This is a genomic window from Massilia sp. NBRC 108631 (assembly GCF_059704565.1).
Map to the genome: position 1 here is coordinate 1 of NZ_BAAKJE010000006.1, position 15392 is coordinate 15392.

Annotated in this window: 14 protein-coding genes and 2 tRNA genes; 3 read left to right on the forward strand and 13 right to left on the reverse strand. The window is 64.7% G+C overall.

What is annotated here, in order from left to right; all coding sequences use genetic code 11:
• Positions 1-34: 34 nt before the first annotated feature.
• The 5 genes from AC6H42_RS00390 to AC6H42_RS00410 form a co-directional block, all read right to left on the reverse strand.
• A tRNA-Ser gene (locus tag AC6H42_RS00390) sits at positions 35-124 on the reverse strand.
• 31 nt (positions 125-155) lie between these two features.
• A tRNA-Ser gene (locus AC6H42_RS00395) sits at positions 156-245 on the reverse strand.
• A 66-nt stretch (positions 246-311) separates the two neighbouring features.
• Positions 312-1601 (reverse strand): serine--tRNA ligase, encoded by a 1290-nt coding sequence (serS, locus tag AC6H42_RS00400; protein WP_057155673.1) that lies wholly within the window; start codon positions 1599-1601, stop codon positions 312-314.
• A 64-nt stretch (positions 1602-1665) separates the two neighbouring features.
• The gene (locus AC6H42_RS00405) at positions 1666-1869 is read right to left on the reverse strand and encodes a hypothetical protein (RefSeq protein ID WP_057155674.1); all 204 of its coding nucleotides are present in this window, start codon (positions 1867-1869) and stop codon (positions 1666-1668) included.
• Between the two features lie 393 nt (positions 1870-2262).
• On the reverse strand, positions 2263-3705 hold the full coding sequence (locus tag AC6H42_RS00410) for an aminotransferase-like domain-containing protein (protein WP_229418185.1): 1443 nt from the start codon (positions 3703-3705) through the stop codon (positions 2263-2265).
• A gap of 183 nt (positions 3706-3888) precedes the next feature.
• Here AC6H42_RS00410 and AC6H42_RS00415 point away from each other — a divergent pair, with 183 nt between their 5' ends.
• Positions 3889-4239 carry a DUF2917 domain-containing protein gene (locus tag AC6H42_RS00415; RefSeq protein WP_057155676.1) on the forward strand — a complete coding sequence of 117 codons (351 nt, stop codon included), beginning with the start codon at positions 3889-3891 and terminating at the stop codon, positions 4237-4239.
• Here the strand turns inward: AC6H42_RS00415 and AC6H42_RS00420 are convergent.
• Positions 4236-5030, reverse strand: coding sequence for an alpha/beta fold hydrolase (locus tag AC6H42_RS00420; protein ID WP_057155677.1), 795 nt, complete (start codon positions 5028-5030; stop codon positions 4236-4238). The genes AC6H42_RS00415 and AC6H42_RS00420 overlap by 4 nt on opposite strands.
• Before the next feature lie 89 nt (positions 5031-5119).
• Between AC6H42_RS00420 and AC6H42_RS00425 the strand changes: the two genes are divergently transcribed.
• Positions 5120-5824: a GntR family transcriptional regulator gene (locus tag AC6H42_RS00425; RefSeq protein ID WP_057156080.1), complete on the forward strand. Its 705-nt coding sequence runs from the start codon at positions 5120-5122 to the stop codon at positions 5822-5824.
• Between the two features lie 100 nt (positions 5825-5924).
• On the opposite strand, the gene AC6H42_RS00430 is transcribed toward AC6H42_RS00425, so the two are convergent.
• The 7 genes from AC6H42_RS00430 to AC6H42_RS00460 form a co-directional block, all read right to left on the reverse strand.
• Complete coding sequence (locus tag AC6H42_RS00430) at positions 5925-7301, reverse strand: 8-oxoguanine deaminase (RefSeq protein WP_497547124.1); 1377 nt, start codon at positions 7299-7301, stop codon at positions 5925-5927.
• 128 nt (positions 7302-7429) lie between these two features.
• Positions 7430-8785, reverse strand: coding sequence for a uracil-xanthine permease family protein (locus AC6H42_RS00435; protein ID WP_057155679.1), 1356 nt, complete (start codon positions 8783-8785; stop codon positions 7430-7432).
• Positions 8786-9136: 351 nt separating this feature from the next.
• Positions 9137-9586, reverse strand: coding sequence for an Hsp20/alpha crystallin family protein (locus tag AC6H42_RS00440; protein ID WP_057155681.1), 450 nt, complete (start codon positions 9584-9586; stop codon positions 9137-9139).
• A 13-nt stretch (positions 9587-9599) separates the two neighbouring features.
• On the reverse strand, positions 9600-10043 hold the full coding sequence (locus tag AC6H42_RS00445; protein WP_057155682.1) for an Hsp20/alpha crystallin family protein: 444 nt from the start codon (positions 10041-10043) through the stop codon (positions 9600-9602).
• A gap of 107 nt (positions 10044-10150) precedes the next feature.
• Complete coding sequence (locus AC6H42_RS00450) at positions 10151-11458, reverse strand: replication-associated recombination protein A (protein ID WP_057156081.1); 1308 nt, start codon at positions 11456-11458, stop codon at positions 10151-10153.
• 82 nt (positions 11459-11540) lie between these two features.
• Positions 11541-12158, reverse strand: coding sequence for an outer membrane lipoprotein chaperone LolA (gene lolA, locus AC6H42_RS00455; protein WP_057155683.1), 618 nt, complete (start codon positions 12156-12158; stop codon positions 11541-11543).
• A 10-nt stretch (positions 12159-12168) separates the two neighbouring features.
• A complete protein-coding gene (locus tag AC6H42_RS00460; protein WP_057155684.1) occupies positions 12169-14670 on the reverse strand; it encodes a DNA translocase FtsK in 2502 nt (833 codons plus the stop codon).
• A gap of 254 nt (positions 14671-14924) precedes the next feature.
• Here AC6H42_RS00460 and AC6H42_RS00465 point away from each other — a divergent pair.
• Positions 14925-15392, forward strand: a 468-nt coding sequence (locus AC6H42_RS00465) for an FAD-dependent oxidoreductase (RefSeq protein WP_497547125.1), incomplete at its 3' end; no start/stop codon positions are given.

Here is a 15392-nt window from a genome sequence, read left to right on the forward strand (position 1 = left end):
AAGCCTCCCGCAGGGGAGGCTTTTTACTTTGTTCTGGCGGAGAGGGTGGGATTCGAACCCACGGTAGGGTCGCCCCTACGCTTGATTTCGAGTCAAGTACATTCGACCACTCTGCCACCTCTCCTGGTACGGCATTTTCCTACAGCAGCTTGTTGTGGCGGAGAGGGTGGGATTCGAACCCACGGTAGGGTCGCCCCTACGCTTGATTTCGAGTCAAGTACATTCGACCACTCTGCCACCTCTCCGTTTTCCCACTAGCTGCTGCGAGAAGGCAAGATTATAGCAGGCCTTTGCAGAAAGGGAAGGACTATTTATGCCTTCAGCGAAGTTATTCCGCCCATGTAGGGACGAAGCACTTCCGGGATCTCTACGGAGCCATCCGCTTGCTGGTAATTTTCCAGCACGGCGACCAGCGTGCGGCCTACCGCCAGGCCGGAGCCGTTGAGCGTGTGCAGCAGTTCCGGCTTGCCTTGGCCGTTGCGGAAACGCGCTTGCATGCGGCGGGCCTGGAAGGCTTCGCAGTTCGACAGGGACGAGATCTCGCGGTAGGTGTTCTGCGCGGGCAGCCACACTTCGAGGTCGTAGGTCTTGGTGGCGCCAAAGCCCATGTCGCCGGTGCACAGGCTCATGACGCGGTATGGCAGGCCCAGGTCTTTCAGGATCTTTTCCGCATGGCCGACCATCTCTTCGAGCACGTCGTACGAAGTATCGGGATGGACCACCTGGACCAGCTCCACTTTGTCGAACTGGTGCTGGCGGATCATGCCGCGCGTGTCGCGGCCGTAGCTGCCGGCTTCGGAGCGGAAGCAGGGGGTGTGGGCGGTCATTTTCACCGGCAGCGCGTCGGCGGCCAGGATTTCATCGCGCACGATGTTGGTCAGCGAGACTTCGGAGGTCGGAATCAGGTAGAAGGTCTCGCCCTCGCCTTCGGCGCCGCCTTTCTTCACCGAGAACAGGTCGGCTTCGAATTTGGGCAGTTGGCCGGTGCCGCGCAGGGAGTCGGCGTTGACCATGTAGGGCGTGTAGCATTCGGTGTAGCCGTGCTCGCCGGTGTGCGTGTTCAGCATGAACTGCGCCAGGGCGCGGTGCAGGCGGGCGATGCCGCCTTTCATGACCGAGAAGCGCGAGCCGGTCAGCTTGGTGGCGGTGTCGAAGTCCAGGCCCAGGGCCGCGCCCACGTCGACGTGGTCCTTCACTTCGAAATCGAAGGCGCGCGGCGTGCCGACTTTACGCACTTCGATATTGCCGCTTTCGTCCGTGCCTACCGGGACCGATTCGTGCGGCAGGTTGGGCACCGCCTGCATGAAATCGCTCATCCGGGCCTGCACCACGGTCAGGGCTTGTTCGTTGTTCTTCAGCTCATCACCCAGGCCAGCCACTTCCGCCATCACGGCGCTCGTGTCTTCCCCTTTGCCCTTGAGCATACCGATCTGCTTGGACAGCGAGTTGCGCTTGCTTTGCAGTTCTTCGGTGCGCATCTGGATTGCTTTGCGCTCGCCTTCCAGGGCGTTAAAGGCTGCCACGTCCAGCTGGAACTTGCGCGTCGCCAGGCGGGCTGCGACGTTGTCGATATCTTTACGGAGAAGTTGGATGTCTATCATGGGAATTGCCGCTATGTCGGAAAGAGAGCAATTGTACCAAGATGACGCCACGTCCTTTGAGTTTTCAGATCAGTGCGGCTTTCTCTGCTGCGGTCAAGCGTTTAGCCGCGACGATCACGACAGGCATCTTGGCTGGCGAGGCTTCCGCAACGGCGACGGCGGCGGCTGGCACCATGATAACCGGGGCGCTGGCGGTGGCGTAGCTGGTGACGAGGGCCAGCGAAGCGGCGGCGGCGAAGATGACTTCCATGTTTTTCAGTACGTTCATTTCAAGCTCCTTGGTGGTTGGGGACTGCGTTGTGTTCTGCGATGATTGAACTGTACCTAAAGGCTCCCCGCCTTACCACGGGCGTGCGATGAAGCGCAAAAAACGGGGGATGAAACGCAAAAAAAGGCCCAAATACGGAGCCAGTCTCAGCCGCACCCCCCCCCACTTCGGGGTCTGACCCCGAGGTACGGACAATGCGGCTGATGTCGCCTATAGGACTACGCTTAACCGTGTAGGGAAAAATCAGGCGACGCGGTAGGCCAATGTGAAGATCTGCGAGGCGGGGCCTCGTGTGCTTGAGCGGGCTCAGCCGCATTTCACCCTACTTCGGGGTCTGACCCCGAAGTGGATGGAATGCGGCTGAGATCGCTCGTAGGAAGGCGCTTAGCGGTGTCAGGCGGCGCGGGGGGCGGGGGTGGCGGAGGCGCGGTGCACGAGGGCGCCGAGGCGGGCGATGGCGCTCTCTACGGCCGGACTCCAGGGGTTGCCGCAGTTGAGGCGCAGGCAGTTGCTGAACTTGCCGCTGGCGGAGAAGAGCTGGCCGGGCATGAAGGCGATGCCTTGCCCTACCGCTTGCCGGTGCAGCATCAACGCGTCCACCTGGGCCGGCATTTGCACCCACAGCACGAAGCCGCCTTGCGGTTCGGAGATCGAGCATTCGTGCGGGAAGCTGGCGGCGACGGCGTCGGACATGCGGCAGATGCGCTGCGCCAGCGCGCGCCGCATCTTGCGCACCTGGAGTTCGTAACTGCTGCCGGTGAGGAAGTCAGCCAGCACGGCCTGGAAGAATTGGCTGGTGGCGCCGCTCGATACCATCTTCAGCAGCGTCACTTCCTGCGCCCAGCGCCCCGCCACCACGTAGCCCACCCGCGAGGCGGGCGTGACGGCTTTGGAGAACGATGAGCACAATAGCACGTGCCCCGTGCTGTCGTAGGCCTTGATGGGCCAGGGCCGCTCGGCCGCAAAGCACAGGTCGCGGTAAATGTCGTCTTCGATCAGCGGGACGTCGTGCTGGGACAGCAGCGCGGCCAGGCGCTTCTTGTTCTCCTCTGGCATGACGCAGCCAAGCGGGTTATTGGCATTGGGGACGAACAGGCACGCTTGCACCAGCCCGGCATTGAAGGCCAACTCCAGCGCGTCGATCGAGGGGCCGGTTTTCGGGTGGGTTGGAATTTCCAGCGCTTTCATGCCCAGGCTTTCGATCAACTGCAGCAGCACGAAGTAGGTCGCCGATTCGATGGCGATGGTGTCGCCGGGCTTGGCAACCGCCCGCAGGCACAGGCTGATGGCTTCCGTGCACGAACTGGTGACGACGATCTCGGCCGGGTCGGGCCGCCCCCAGTCGAGCGCGCGCCGCATGATCTGGCGCACGAAGGCCGGTTCATTGGTCTCGAAGCAGCTGACCCGCGCCAGCAGCGCCGGCTCGCGCCGCGCCACCGCCGCCACGGTTTTCTGCACCCGCTTGATGGGCAGCAGCTCGTCCGGCGGCCAGGCGGAGCCCAGGTGCACCATGCCGGGCGCTTCATTCTCTTTCAGCACCCGCATCAGCAGGCTGGTGATGCCGACATATTCGGGCTCTTTCAGCTGCTCGGCGTCCGCCATCACGGACGACAGCAGGCGGGCGCGGTGGCGCACGTAGTAGCCGGCCTGCGGCCGCGCCTCGATCAGGCCGCGGTCTTCCATCAGCCGCAGCGCCTGCAGCACGGTGCTGACCGAGAGGCGCTTTTGCTGCGCCAGGTGGCGGATGGACGGCAGCCGGTCGCCGGGGGCGAACACGCGGGCGGCGATGTGGGCGCCCAGCTCGTCGGCCAGCTGTTCGTACAAATGGGTTTGCATGGACATCCCTCCATTGTGGCGAGCGCGCGCGGCGCGGCACAGGTACAGCGGTGCGTTTTTTCGACCAGCACAGTTTAGCCGAACCGACGCTGTATACGTCACAATTGAGGTTTGTTGCATCTGTTATGGTCGCCACGCCGGGGCTATGCTGGAGGCATGAATCATCGCCACCAGGAGAGCAGCATGAAAGCCCGTACCCAGCCCTACGCCGAATACACGCTGAGCAGCGACACCCCACTGCGCCTGGAGGATGCGGGCGGCCGCGTGCTGGAGGGCGTGGCCGGCGTGACCTGGATTACCGCTTACGGCCAGGCCACCGACTTCCTGCTGCGCCCCGGCCAGCGCTTCGTGGTGCCGAACGATGGCCTGACGCTGGTGGACGCGATCGGCAGCAGCCGCATCCGGCTGGCGGCGGCACCGGCGCAGAGCTGGCGCCACCGCGTGCTGCGCGAGGGCCACGCGCGGCTGGCGGAATCCATGACGCGCCTGCGCCAGGGTTTGCAGCCTGCGCGCTGCGGGGATTTCCCGGGCTAAAACCCGGCCAGCCATCGCTGCACGGCGGCGCTGAATTCGGCCGCATCTTCGTGCATCGGCCAGTGGCCGGTCTGCATGGCGATCGCGCGGCTGCCCGCCGTGGCATTCAGCTTGTCGATCCAGGCTTGCGAGTGGAACATGAAGGGCTTGCGCCGGCCATAGATGTAGAGCGTGGGGCAAGCCGGCATGGTGGCGGCGGCGCGGCGGTACGAGCCGTAGGCGCCCATCCAGGTGATGTAGTACGGGTAGTTCATCTGGCTGCCGATGGCGGCGCCGTCCACCGGCACCTTCATGGCCTTGGCCATCATGCGCGACATGCCGTCGCCGGCGGTACCGCCGATGCGCCAGGCCAGCGCCAGCCACAGCTGGTAGCCAACGATGGCGAGCTTGGCGCCCAGGCCCAGCCCGGCGCGGTACTCGGGCGTGAGCGCGTCGCCCACATCCACCGAGACGATGCGCGACACCAGTTGCCGATGGCGCTGGGCGAACTCGGTGCCGAAAATGCTGCCCCAGTCGTGCTGCAGCAGGATCACCGGCCGGTCCGGACTGGCCAGGCGTGCGATGCGTTCGATCAGCGCGGTCATGTCGTCCAGCGAACAGGGGCGGCGCGGCTTGCCCAGATCGAAGCCGGGCAGCGTGAAGCGCACGCAGCGGTACTGCCGGCGCAATGCGGCCACCTGGCCATCCCACAGGCGGTGCGTGTCGGGCCAGCCGTGCAGCATCAGCACGGTCTCGTCGCCTTCGCCTTCCACCAGCACATCGATGCCGTCCACCGCGAATGTGTGCTGCATGCCTCGCCTTCCATTGTCAAAAGAGTAGCAATCATAGCCAATAAATAGCCATCCATGTATGATTGAGCATTGATTACTGCTACGGCTCCATGCAAACGTCCATCGTCGCCATCGAAGAAAAACAGAGCAGTGGCGAGAGCTCGAACGACATCGCAAACCACATCGCGGAGGCCATCGCGGCGCGCAAGCTGCCGCCGGGGACCAAGCTGCGCGAGGAAGCTTTGTCGCGCCTGTACTCGGTGAGCCGCACCAAGATCCGCGCGGCGCTGCTGATCCTGTCCAAAGATAAGCTGATCCAGATGGTGCCGGACAAGGGCGCCTTCGTCAGCCAGCCGAGCGAGAAGGAGTCGCGCGACATCTTCGCGGCGCGCCGCATTTTGGAGGCGGCGCTGGCGCGGGAGTTCGTGGCCAAGGCCAAGCCCGCCGACTACCAGGTGCTGGAGCGGCATTTAAAGATGGAGCGCGAGGCGCTGGGCGATCACAAGGTGCGCTCACAGTTGCTGGGTGACTTCCACGTGCTGCTGGCGGACGTGGTGGGCAACCAGGTGCTGCACGAGATGCTCAGCGAGCTGGTGGCGCGCAGCTCGCTGATCACCATGCTGTACCAGTCGGACCGCGATGCGGTGTGCTCGTCGAACGAGCACGAGGAGTTCCTGGTGGCGGCCAAGTCGGGCGACGCCGACCTGGCCGCGCAGCTGATGCTGGAGCATCTGCTGCACGTGGAGGGCGCGCTGCGCTTCGACAGCAGCGGCGCAGCGCCGGACAAGGATCTGGTTGCGGCGCTGCTGAAGTAGCGCCGCGTTGCGCTTTGCTCGGCGCGCCCCGCCGATCCCCCCCATTCCCCTCCCCCGCACGGGCCCGCAGGGCGGATTGGCCGAAGGCGCAACCCGCCGCTTACGCCACCTTGCGCGCGCCGGTCGCCAGCGCCAGTTCGTGCGCCAGCGAGTTGTGGCGCTCGATCACAATCGGCAAATCCACCGTCTGCAGCAGCCCGTCCCGCACCACCACTTTGCCGTTGATGATGCTGTGCGTGACGTTGGACGGCGTGCAGAACACCAGCGCCGCCACCGGGTCGTGCAGCGCGCCGGCAAATCCGATCTGGTCCAGCTTGAAGGTGATGATGTCGGCCGCCATGCCGGGCTTGAGCGCGCCGATGTCGTCGCGGTTGAGCACCTTGGCGCCGCCCAGCGTGGCCAGCTCCAGCGCCTGGCGCGCGGTCATGGCGTCCGGGCCGAAGCCGACCCGCTGCAGCAGCATCGCTTGCCGCACTTCGCCCAGCATGTGGCCCGCGTCGTTGGACGCGCAGCCGTCCACGCCCAGGCCGACGGGCACGCCGGCGTCCACCATCTTGCGGATCGGCGCGATGCCCGAAGCGAGGCGCATGTTGGAGCAAGGGCAGTGCGCGATGCCGGTGCCGGTCTTGGCGAACATGTAGACGCCGTCGTCGTCCAGCTGCACGCAGTGCGCGTGCCATACGTCGTGCCCCACCCAGCCGCAGTCCTCGGCGTATTGCGCAGGGGTCATGTTGAACTTCTCGCGGCTGTAGGCGATGTCGTTGACGTTCTCCGCCAGGTGGGTGTGCAGCGACACGCCGTAGCTGCGCGCCATGCTGGCCGCTTCCTTCATCAGGTCGCGCGACACGGAGAACGGCGAGCACGGCGCCACCACGATGCGCTGCATCGCATAGCGGCTGGCGTCGTGGCAGGTTTCGATCAGGCGCTGGGTGTCCTTCAGGATGGCGCCCTCCTCTTCCACCACGCGGTCCGGCGGCAGCCCCCCCTTGGACTGGCCCACGCTCATGGAGCCGCGCGCGGCGTGGAAGCGCATGCCGATCTTCTTCGCCGCTTCGATGCTGTCGTCCAGGCGGCAGTTGTTCGGATAGATATACAGATGGTCACTGCTGGTGGTGCAGCCGGACAGCATCAGCTCGGACATGGCTGTCAGCGTGGATACGTGCACCATCTCGCTGGTGAGGTTGGCCCAGATCGGGTACAGGTTGGTGAGCCAGTTGAACAACTCGCCGTTCTGCGCGGTGGGGATCACGCGCGTCAGGCTTTGGTACATATGGTGGTGGGTGTTTACCAGGCCGGGCATGACCACCTGGCCGCTGGCGTCGATCACTTCGTCGGCCTGCTGCGGCAAGTCGGCCGTCAAGCCCACCTGTTCGATCACGTTGTCGCGCACGAAGATGGCGCCGTTGTCGATTTCGCGGCGCTGTTCGTCCATGGTCACCACCACGCGCGCATTTTTGATCAAGAGAGTTTTAGTCATTTTATGAAGTCCTTGGAATGATTAAACACTGCGGAAACAATGCGCGGGCACTGCGGAAACAATGTCAAAACCGCGCCGGGTGGTCGTCACCGGCGCGGAGGGATTACTGCTGTTTGGCGGCTACGAGCTTAAGCCGTCTCGAGCTTTTTTACCAGCATGGGCTGGGGCACCTCGTCTTCCTCGTCCTCGCTCGCTTCTACTGGACGCTCGGGCAGGATCAGGTTTAGCGTCACCGCAACGATGGCGGCGGTGCTGATGCCGGAGCCGAAAATCTCCTGCACGAAGGCGGGCAGCTTGACCAGCAGTTCGGGGCGCACGCTGACCGCCAGGCCGCAGCCGATGGAGACGGCGATAATCAGGCCGGTACGCTTGCTGTGCTCCACATTGCTCAGCATCTGCACGCCGGCGGCAATGATCATGGCGAACATCATCAGCCCGGCGCCGCCCAGCACGGGTTGCGGGATGGTGACGACGATGGCGCCCAGCACCGGGAACAGGCCGGCCAGCGCCAGCATCACGCCGGTCAGGGCCACCACGTGGCGGCTGGCTACGCCGGTCAGCGAGATCACGCCGACGTTCTGCGCGAAGGTCGATACCGGCGGGCTGCCCAGCATGGCCACGCAGGCCGATCCCACGCCGTCGCACAGCACGCCGCGCGCCAGCGTTTTGCCGCGCATCTTGGTGTTGGTGGCCGAACCCAGCGCCATGAAGGTGCCGGTGGTTTCCACCATGGTGACCACGTAGGCCACGCCCATGGCGACGATGCCGCTGATCGGGAAGGTCATGCCGTAGGCGAAAGGCTGCGGCACCGAGAACGCGGCGGCTTTCTGCACCGAGGAGAAGTCCACCAGGCCCATGGCGACGCAGGCCAGGTAGCCGACGAACATGCCCAGCACCACGGCCGCTGCCGAGAAGATGCCTTTGCCGTATTGCACCAGCGCGATTACCGTCACCAGCACGAACAGCGCGATGCCCAGGTTGATCGGATCGCCGTAGTGCGCGCCCGAACCTTTGCCGCCGGCGGCCCAGTCGATGGCGACCGGCACCAGCGACAGGCCGATCATGGTGACCACCACGGCGGTCACCGCGTGCGGGAACAGCTTGCGGATCTGCGGCATGAAGCAGGAGCCGACAATCATCACCACCGAGCCGGCCAGCGAGGAGCCGAGGATGCCGGGCACGCCGTGTTCCAGGCCGATGCTGATGGCCGCGCCGACGAAGGCGAAGCTGGTGCCCATGACGCACGGCAGGCGGATGCCGATCGGGCCGACGCCCTTGCACTGGATGATGGTGACGATGCCGGAGCCGAGCAGCGCGGCGTTGATCAGGGCGACAATCTGGTCGGCGGGGAGTTTCAGGACGGCGCCCACCACCAGCGGCACGGCGATGATGCCGCCCAGGGCGGCGAGCATGTGCTGGGCGGCCAGCAGGGTGGTGGTGATCAGCGGTGGGCGGTCGTCCACCTGGAATAGCAGGTTGTTCATGTGTGTCTCCATCATTGATGTTATGTTCGTGAACTACTTTTTCCGGTGCTATCCGGCATGCCTCTCCGCGCAGATCGTGGCGTCTGTTTTTATCGTGGCGAGGTCGTACATGAGGCGGGATGGAAGGTCTGGTGGACGCTCCACTGGGATGCTTACACGCGGCTCTGTGGCAGCGTTCTATGTGACTGATGATGCCGAGTGCTGAAAAAGTTGTCAACCGATTTTGTATACAATCTATGCGTACGGATCGTATCGTATTGCATAAATGACACAGTCTTGTTAATGCTTGGAAATGAACCCGGCCGCCACGGGCTGCGTGCCCGTGGCGGCCGCGCACTGCGCCGTCGGGTTCTAGCGTATCGGGACGCGGGTGCCCGACGGGGCGCCGCGCTTGGGAAGATGCAGTTCCAGCGTGCCGTGCCGGTATTGCGCACTGGCGCGCGCGTCATCGATCTCGTGGGCCAGCGTGACGATGCGGCGCTGGTGGCCCAGGTAGCGCTCGCTGTGCACGGCGGAAGCGCCCGGCTCGTGCACCTGCTCTTCCGACGCGGCCGCGCTGATGTCGACCTGCCTGCCATCGAGGCGCACGTTCAGGTCTTCCTTGCGCACGCCGGGCACGTCGGCGCGCACCACATATTCACGCTCGTTTTCGTCCACGTCCACCCGCATGCGCGCCGCCGCGTTGCGCGCGGCGCGGCGGAAGCGCGCGCCGCGCATCCAGTCTTTCACCTGGCGCCAGGCCTGCAGCCTGCGCAGCGATTCCAGCGGACGCAACTGGTGGGTATCGCTCGCCCTGTCCATGGCCGGCCCCGCTTTACTGGATCTGCAGCTGCCGGCCGTGACCGCCGACCTTCTTGGGCAAGGTCAGTTCCAGCACGCCGTTCTTGCAGGTGGCGCTGGCCTGCTGGTCGTCCACTTCCTGCGGCAGCGTGAAGCTGCGGTACTGCTCGCCATGGAAACGCTCGCTGCGCATCGGCGTGCCCTCTTGCGGCGCTTGCTGCCGCTCGTCGCGCTTGGCGCGGATGGTCACCGTGTTGCCGTCGATGGAGACGTTGATGTCCTCCTTCTCGTAGCCCGGCATTTCGGCCCGCACCGTGTAGGCCTGGCCGGTTTCATGCACGTCCATGCGCATGCTGCGCGACTGCTCGGCCACGCCGAACGGGCGGTCGAATTCGTCGAAAAAGCGCTCTATGTCGCGGAATGGATCGAAACGGGCGATATCGCCGAACGGGCTGAAACGGGTAAGATTGCTAGCCATAATTTCCTCCCTTCAAGTGAAATGGTGAATTTAGCTACTGCTGTCCCTTCAGCATAGCACCTGTTCGGGAGAGGTAAAGTGCGCGATTCGAGCGCCACCGGAGCAACTCAGCCTTTGCGCGCGTCGTCGTCCAGGCTGCGCAGGAAGGCCAGTTTGTCGGCGATCTTGCTTTCCAGGCCGCGCGGTACGGGCTGGTACCAGCCGGGCTCGGCCATGCCGTCCGGCAGATAGCTTTCACCTGCCGCGTAGGCATGCGGCTCATCGTGGGCGTAGCGGTACTCATGGCCGTAGCCCAGCTCTTTCATCAGCTTGGTCGGCGCGTTGCGCAGGTGCACCGGCACTTCGCGCGACTTGTCGCGCTTCACGAACGCCATGGCCTGGTTGAAGGCGTTGTAGCCGGCGTTGCTCTTGGCCGCGATGGCCAGGTAGATCACGGCCTGGCCCAGCGCCAGCTCGCCCTCGGGCGAGCCCAGCCGTTCGTAGGTGGCGGCGGCGTCGTTGGCCATGGTGAGCGCGCGCGGATCGGCCAGGCCGATGTCTTCCCAGGCCATGCGCACGATGCGGCGCGCCAGGTAGCGCGGGTCGGCGCCGCCGTCTATCATGCGGCAGAACCAGTACAGCGCACCGTCCGGATTGGAGCCGCGCACGGACTTGTGCAGGGCCGAAATCTGGTCGTAGAAGTTGTCGCCGCCCTTGTCGAAGCGGCGCGCGTTCAAGGTCATGGCGTTTTCGACGAACTTGGCGTCGATCTTCCGGATGCCGGCCGAGGAAGCGGCGTTGTCGGCCTGCTCCAGCAGGTTCAGGAAACGGCGCGCGTCGCCGTCGGCATAGCCGATCAGCGTGTCGGCGGCGGCGTCCTCGAACTTCAGGTGCGGCAAGGCCTCCTTCTGGGCCTTGACCAGCAACTGCCGCATCTCGTCCTCGGTGAGCGACTTCAGCACATAGACCTGGGCACGCGACAGCAGCGCCGAATTCACTTCAAAACTGGGATTCTCGGTGGTGGCGCCGATGAAGGTGACCAGGCCGGACTCGACGAAGGGCAGCAAGGCGTCCTGCTGCGATTTGTTGAAGCGGTGGATCTCGTCGACGAACAGCAGGGTGTGCTTGCCGAGCCGGTCCAGGTTCTGCTGGGCCTGCTCCATGGCGGCGCGGATATCCTTCACACCCGCGAACACGGCGGACAGGGCGATGAACTCGGCGTCGAAGGCATTGGCGGTCAGGCGCGCCAGCGTGGTCTTGCCGACGCCCGGCGGGCCCCACAATATCATCGAGTGCGGCTTGCCGGCCTGGAAGGCCAGGCGCAGCGGCTTGCCCTCGCCCAGCAGGTGTTGCTGCCCGATCACTTCGTCCAAGGTCTTGGGACGCAGGGCTTCGGCCAGCGGCGCGCGGGGTTCGGTTTTGAAAAGGTCGTCCATCATGCTTTACTGTAGCGGCAGCGGCGCGCGCGGCGTTTGCGCGCGCGCAAGCGGCACGCCGAATGTGCCCCGGGTTGTTCTTCTATTGCTGGGAAATTTCCACGCCCTTGGGCATCACGAACTTGTAGTGCGCCGCGCCCACTTGCGGGTTTTTCTCGAACTTGCTGAAGCTCAGCACGGACATGGAGCCGAAATTGTCCTTCAGCTCCATCGCTTCCGGCGTGCCGTTGCGCAAGCCGATGGTGATCTGTTCGAAGGTGGTGTCCTGCGTCTTCGGCACTGCCTTCAGCCACTCCAGGCCGTCGCGCGTGCCCGCTTCGGACAGCGTAAAGTTCTTTTCCAGGTCGTTGCTGCCGAACAGGATGGCAGCGGGGGACGAGCCCAGCGCGTTGCCCAGTTTCTTCACCGTGACCTGGTTCAAGTCCTTGTCGTAGATGTAGAGCTGTTCGCCATCGGCCTGCAGCAGCTGGTCGTAGGGCTTCAGGTAAGTCCAGATGAACTTGCCGGGACGGGCGAACTCGAAGGTGCCGCTGGCGGTGTTGGAACTCTTGCCGCTCTTCACCTGGCGCTGCGTGAACTCGCCGCGCGCCGACTTGGTGCTGGCGACGAAGGCCTTGAACTGGTCCAGCGCGGCCGCCTGGGCGGCGCCCGCCAGCAGCAAGGCGGTTGCGAATGCTGCGATGTTCTTCAGTTGGGTCATGCTGTGTCCTTTATTCTGCGCTGGCGGCCGGCACCAGGATGTCGCGGTTGCCGTTCGACTGCATGGGCGATACCACGCCGCTCTGTTCCATCTGCTCCAGCAGGCGCGCCGCGCGGTTGTAGCCGATGCGCAAGTGACGCTGCACCAGCGAAATCGAGGCGCGGCGGTTTTTCAACACTACCTGCACGGCCTGGTCGTACATCGGGTCGGCTTCGCCGCCGCCCTCGCCGCCGCCTGCCCCACCCTCTGCGCCGCCCTCGCCTTCCAGCGTGCCGCCTTCCAGGATGCCCTCGATATAGTTCGGTTCACCCTGCTGTTTCAAGTGCTTCACCACGCGGTGCACTTCCTCGTCCGACACGAACGCGCCGTGCACCCGCACCGGCAAGCCGGTTCCGGGCGGCATGTACAGCATGTCGCCCATGCCCAGCAGGGTTTCCGCGCCCATCTGGTCCAGAATGGTGCGCGAGTCGATCTTGGACGACACCTGGAACGCGATCCGGGTCGGAATATTGGCCTTGATCAGGCCGGTAATCACGTCTACAGATGGGCGCTGGGTCGCCAGAATCAAGTGCAGGCCTGCGGCACGGGCTTTCTGGGCGATACGGGCGATCAGTTCTTCCACTTTCTTGCCGACCACCATCATCAGGTCGGCCAGCTCGTCGATGATGATGACGATGGTGGGCAGCTTCTCCAGCGGCTCCGGCGAATCCGGCGTGATGCTGAACGGGTTCGGGATGTGTTCCTCGCGCTTGGCCGCCTCCGCGATCTTGGCGTTGTAGCCGGCCAGGTTGCGCACCCCCAGCTTGGACATCAGCTTGTAGCGGCGCTCCATCTCGTTCACGGCCCAGTTTAGCGCGTGGCCGGCCTGGCGCATGTCGGTCACCACCGGCGCCAGCAGGTGCGGAATGCCCTCGTACACCGACATTTCCAGCATCTTCGGGTCGATCAGAATCATGCGCACGTCGGCCGGATCGGACTTGTACAGCAGCGACAGGATGGTGGCGTTGATACCCACCGACTTACCGGAACCGGTGGTACCGGCCACCAGCAAGTGCGGCATCTTGGCCAGGTCGGCCACCACCGGCTTGCCGGCGATGTCCTTGCCCAGCGCCACCGTCAGCGAGGACGCGTTGTCGTGGTACACCTTGGAACCGACGATCTCGCTCAGGCGCACGATCTGGCGCTTGGGGTTTGGCAGCTCCAGCGCCATGTAGTTCTTGCCGGGAATGGTTTCCACCACGCGGATCGAGGTCAGCGATAGCGAACGGGCCAGGTCGCGCGCCAGGTTCACGATCTGCGAGCCCTTCACGCCCGTTGCCGGTTCAATTTCGTAGCGGGTCACCACCGGACCGGGGTAAGCCGCCACCACGCGCGCTTCCACGCCGAAGTCCGACAGCTTCTTCTCGATCAGGCGGCTGGTGAACTCCAGCGTTTCCACCGCCACGGTTTCCTGCGACACCGGCGCATCGTCCAGCAGGGACAGCGGCGGCAGGTCGCCGGGACGGGCATCCTGGAACAGCGCGCCCTGGCGCTCCTTGACGGCGCGGTCGGACGGCACCACGGCGGTGACCTGCTGTTCGATCTTCACCGCTACCGGCGCGGCAAACTTCTCCGGCGCCACGGTCGCGGCCGGGCGCGGCATATCGTCCCCCATGGCGCCGGCCAGGCCCGCAGCAGGGGCCGGCGCGAACGCCGGCGCCGTGGCAGCGGCCGAAGCCGTGCCGCCATCTAGGCGCGGCTCGGCACGCACCGGCCGCTCCACGTGCTTCTCGATATGCTTGGCGCGCTCGTTGACCACCACTTCCTCGCGCAGCACGGTGGCGCGCTCGCCCTGGATGCGGTCTTCGCGGTCCTGGTAACGGTGCAGCACCCACGCGCAGCAGTCTTCGATAAAGCCGCCGATGCGCTCGGCCACCGCCAGCCAGGACACGTGGAAGAACAGGCTGAAACCGAGCCCGAACAGCAGCAGCATCAGCAAGGTGGCGCCGGTGAAGCCCAGGCCCACGTGCGCGCTATGGCCGATCAGCTTGCCCAGCACCCCGCCCGGCGCCAGCGGCAGCGGCATCTTGAGCGTGTACATGCGCAGGAATTCCAGGCCCAGGCTGCCCACCAGCAGGAAGGCGAAGCCGACCACGCGGATCAGGCCTTCGTGGCGGTGCTCGTCGTCGGCCGCCTCCTTGGTGACGAACTTGCGGGTCAGGCCGCGGTAGCCGCTCCACACGGCCCGCAGCAGCCACACGCACCACCACCAGGCGGACAGGCCGAAGATGTAGAGCATCAGATCGCTCATCCACGCGCCTGCGCGGCCGCCCAGGTTGTACACCTTGGGCACCACGTTGGAATGCGACCAGCCCGGATCAGCCTTGTTAAAACTGATCATAATGAGCAGAAAGTACAGCGCCAGCGCGGCCAGCGCGAACCAGCGCGCCTCCGACAGCAGCCGCACCAGCCGGTTCGGCAGCGGTTGGCGCTCGGTGGGCGTGCGGGTGTAGCTCAAGGGCTGCTGCTTCATCGGCTGTTGCTTGGCCGCGGACTGCTTTGCAGGCTGTTCTCTCGTTTTAGACATTGATACTTTTATAAGATTTTTGCGGGCGCACCAGAGGGCGCTAGCCATTTGTGGGTATTCTAAGCCATCTCTATGGGAAGCGGCCTCCCAATTCAACCAGTTTCCCCGCTTGGACTATAATTCTGTCTTTGCTCGCCGGCATTGTTATCGCCGTGCCCGCCCCCAACTTTGGTTTATCCAACTAATTGAAGAAGCCTTCCATGACCACTACCAAACACGCCCGCGTTTTGATTCTCGGCTCTGGCCCAGCCGGCTACAGCGCCGCCATCTACGCCGCGCGCGCCAATCTGAATCCCATGCTGGTGACCGGCGTGGAACAAGGCGGCCAGCTGATGACCACCACCGACGTGGAAAACTGGCCAGCCGACCCGATGGGCGTGCAAGGCCCGGACCTGATGCAGCGCTTCCTGCAGCACGCCGAGCGCTTCAAGACCGAGATCGTGTTTGACCACATCCATACCGCCAAGCTGAGCGAAAAGCCGATCCGCCTGATCGGCGACAGCGCCGAATACACCTGCGACACCCTGATCATCGCCACCGGCGCGTCGGCCCAGTACCTGGGACTGCCGTCCGAACAGGAATTCATGGGGCGCGGGGTATCCGCCTGCGCCACCTGCGACGGCTTCTTCTACCGTGGCCAGGAAGTGGCCGTCATCGGCGGCGGCAAC

What these genes read in the sequence shown, in the direction of transcription:
- serS (WP_057155673.1), bottom strand. Translation starts at nt 1,601, where the DNA reads ATGATAGACATCCAACTTCTCCGTAAAGATATCGACAACGTCGCAGCC.
- AC6H42_RS00405 (WP_057155674.1), bottom strand. Translation starts at nt 1,869, where the DNA reads ATGAACGTACTGAAAAACATGGAAGTCATCTTCGCCGCCGCCGCTTCG.
- AC6H42_RS00410 (WP_229418185.1), bottom strand. Translation starts at nt 3,705, where the DNA reads ATGCAAACCCATTTGTACGAACAGCTGGCCGACGAGCTGGGCGCCCAC.
- AC6H42_RS00415 (WP_057155676.1), top strand. Translation starts at nt 3,889, where the DNA reads ATGAAAGCCCGTACCCAGCCCTACGCCGAATACACGCTGAGCAGCGAC.
- AC6H42_RS00420 (WP_057155677.1), bottom strand. Translation starts at nt 5,030, where the DNA reads ATGCAGCACACATTCGCGGTGGACGGCATCGATGTGCTGGTGGAAGGC.
- AC6H42_RS00425 (WP_057156080.1), top strand. Translation starts at nt 5,120, where the DNA reads ATGCAAACGTCCATCGTCGCCATCGAAGAAAAACAGAGCAGTGGCGAG.
- AC6H42_RS00430 (WP_497547124.1), bottom strand. Translation starts at nt 7,301, where the DNA reads ATGACTAAAACTCTCTTGATCAAAAATGCGCGCGTGGTGGTGACCATG.
- AC6H42_RS00435 (WP_057155679.1), bottom strand. Translation starts at nt 8,785, where the DNA reads ATGAACAACCTGCTATTCCAGGTGGACGACCGCCCACCGCTGATCACC.
- AC6H42_RS00440 (WP_057155681.1), bottom strand. Translation starts at nt 9,586, where the DNA reads ATGGACAGGGCGAGCGATACCCACCAGTTGCGTCCGCTGGAATCGCTG.
- AC6H42_RS00445 (WP_057155682.1), bottom strand. Translation starts at nt 10,043, where the DNA reads ATGGCTAGCAATCTTACCCGTTTCAGCCCGTTCGGCGATATCGCCCGT.
- AC6H42_RS00450 (WP_057156081.1), bottom strand. Translation starts at nt 11,458, where the DNA reads ATGGACGACCTTTTCAAAACCGAACCCCGCGCGCCGCTGGCCGAAGCC.
- lolA (WP_057155683.1), bottom strand. Translation starts at nt 12,158, where the DNA reads ATGACCCAACTGAAGAACATCGCAGCATTCGCAACCGCCTTGCTGCTG.
- AC6H42_RS00460 (WP_057155684.1), bottom strand. Translation starts at nt 14,670, where the DNA reads ATGAAGCAGCAGCCCTTGAGCTACACCCGCACGCCCACCGAGCGCCAA.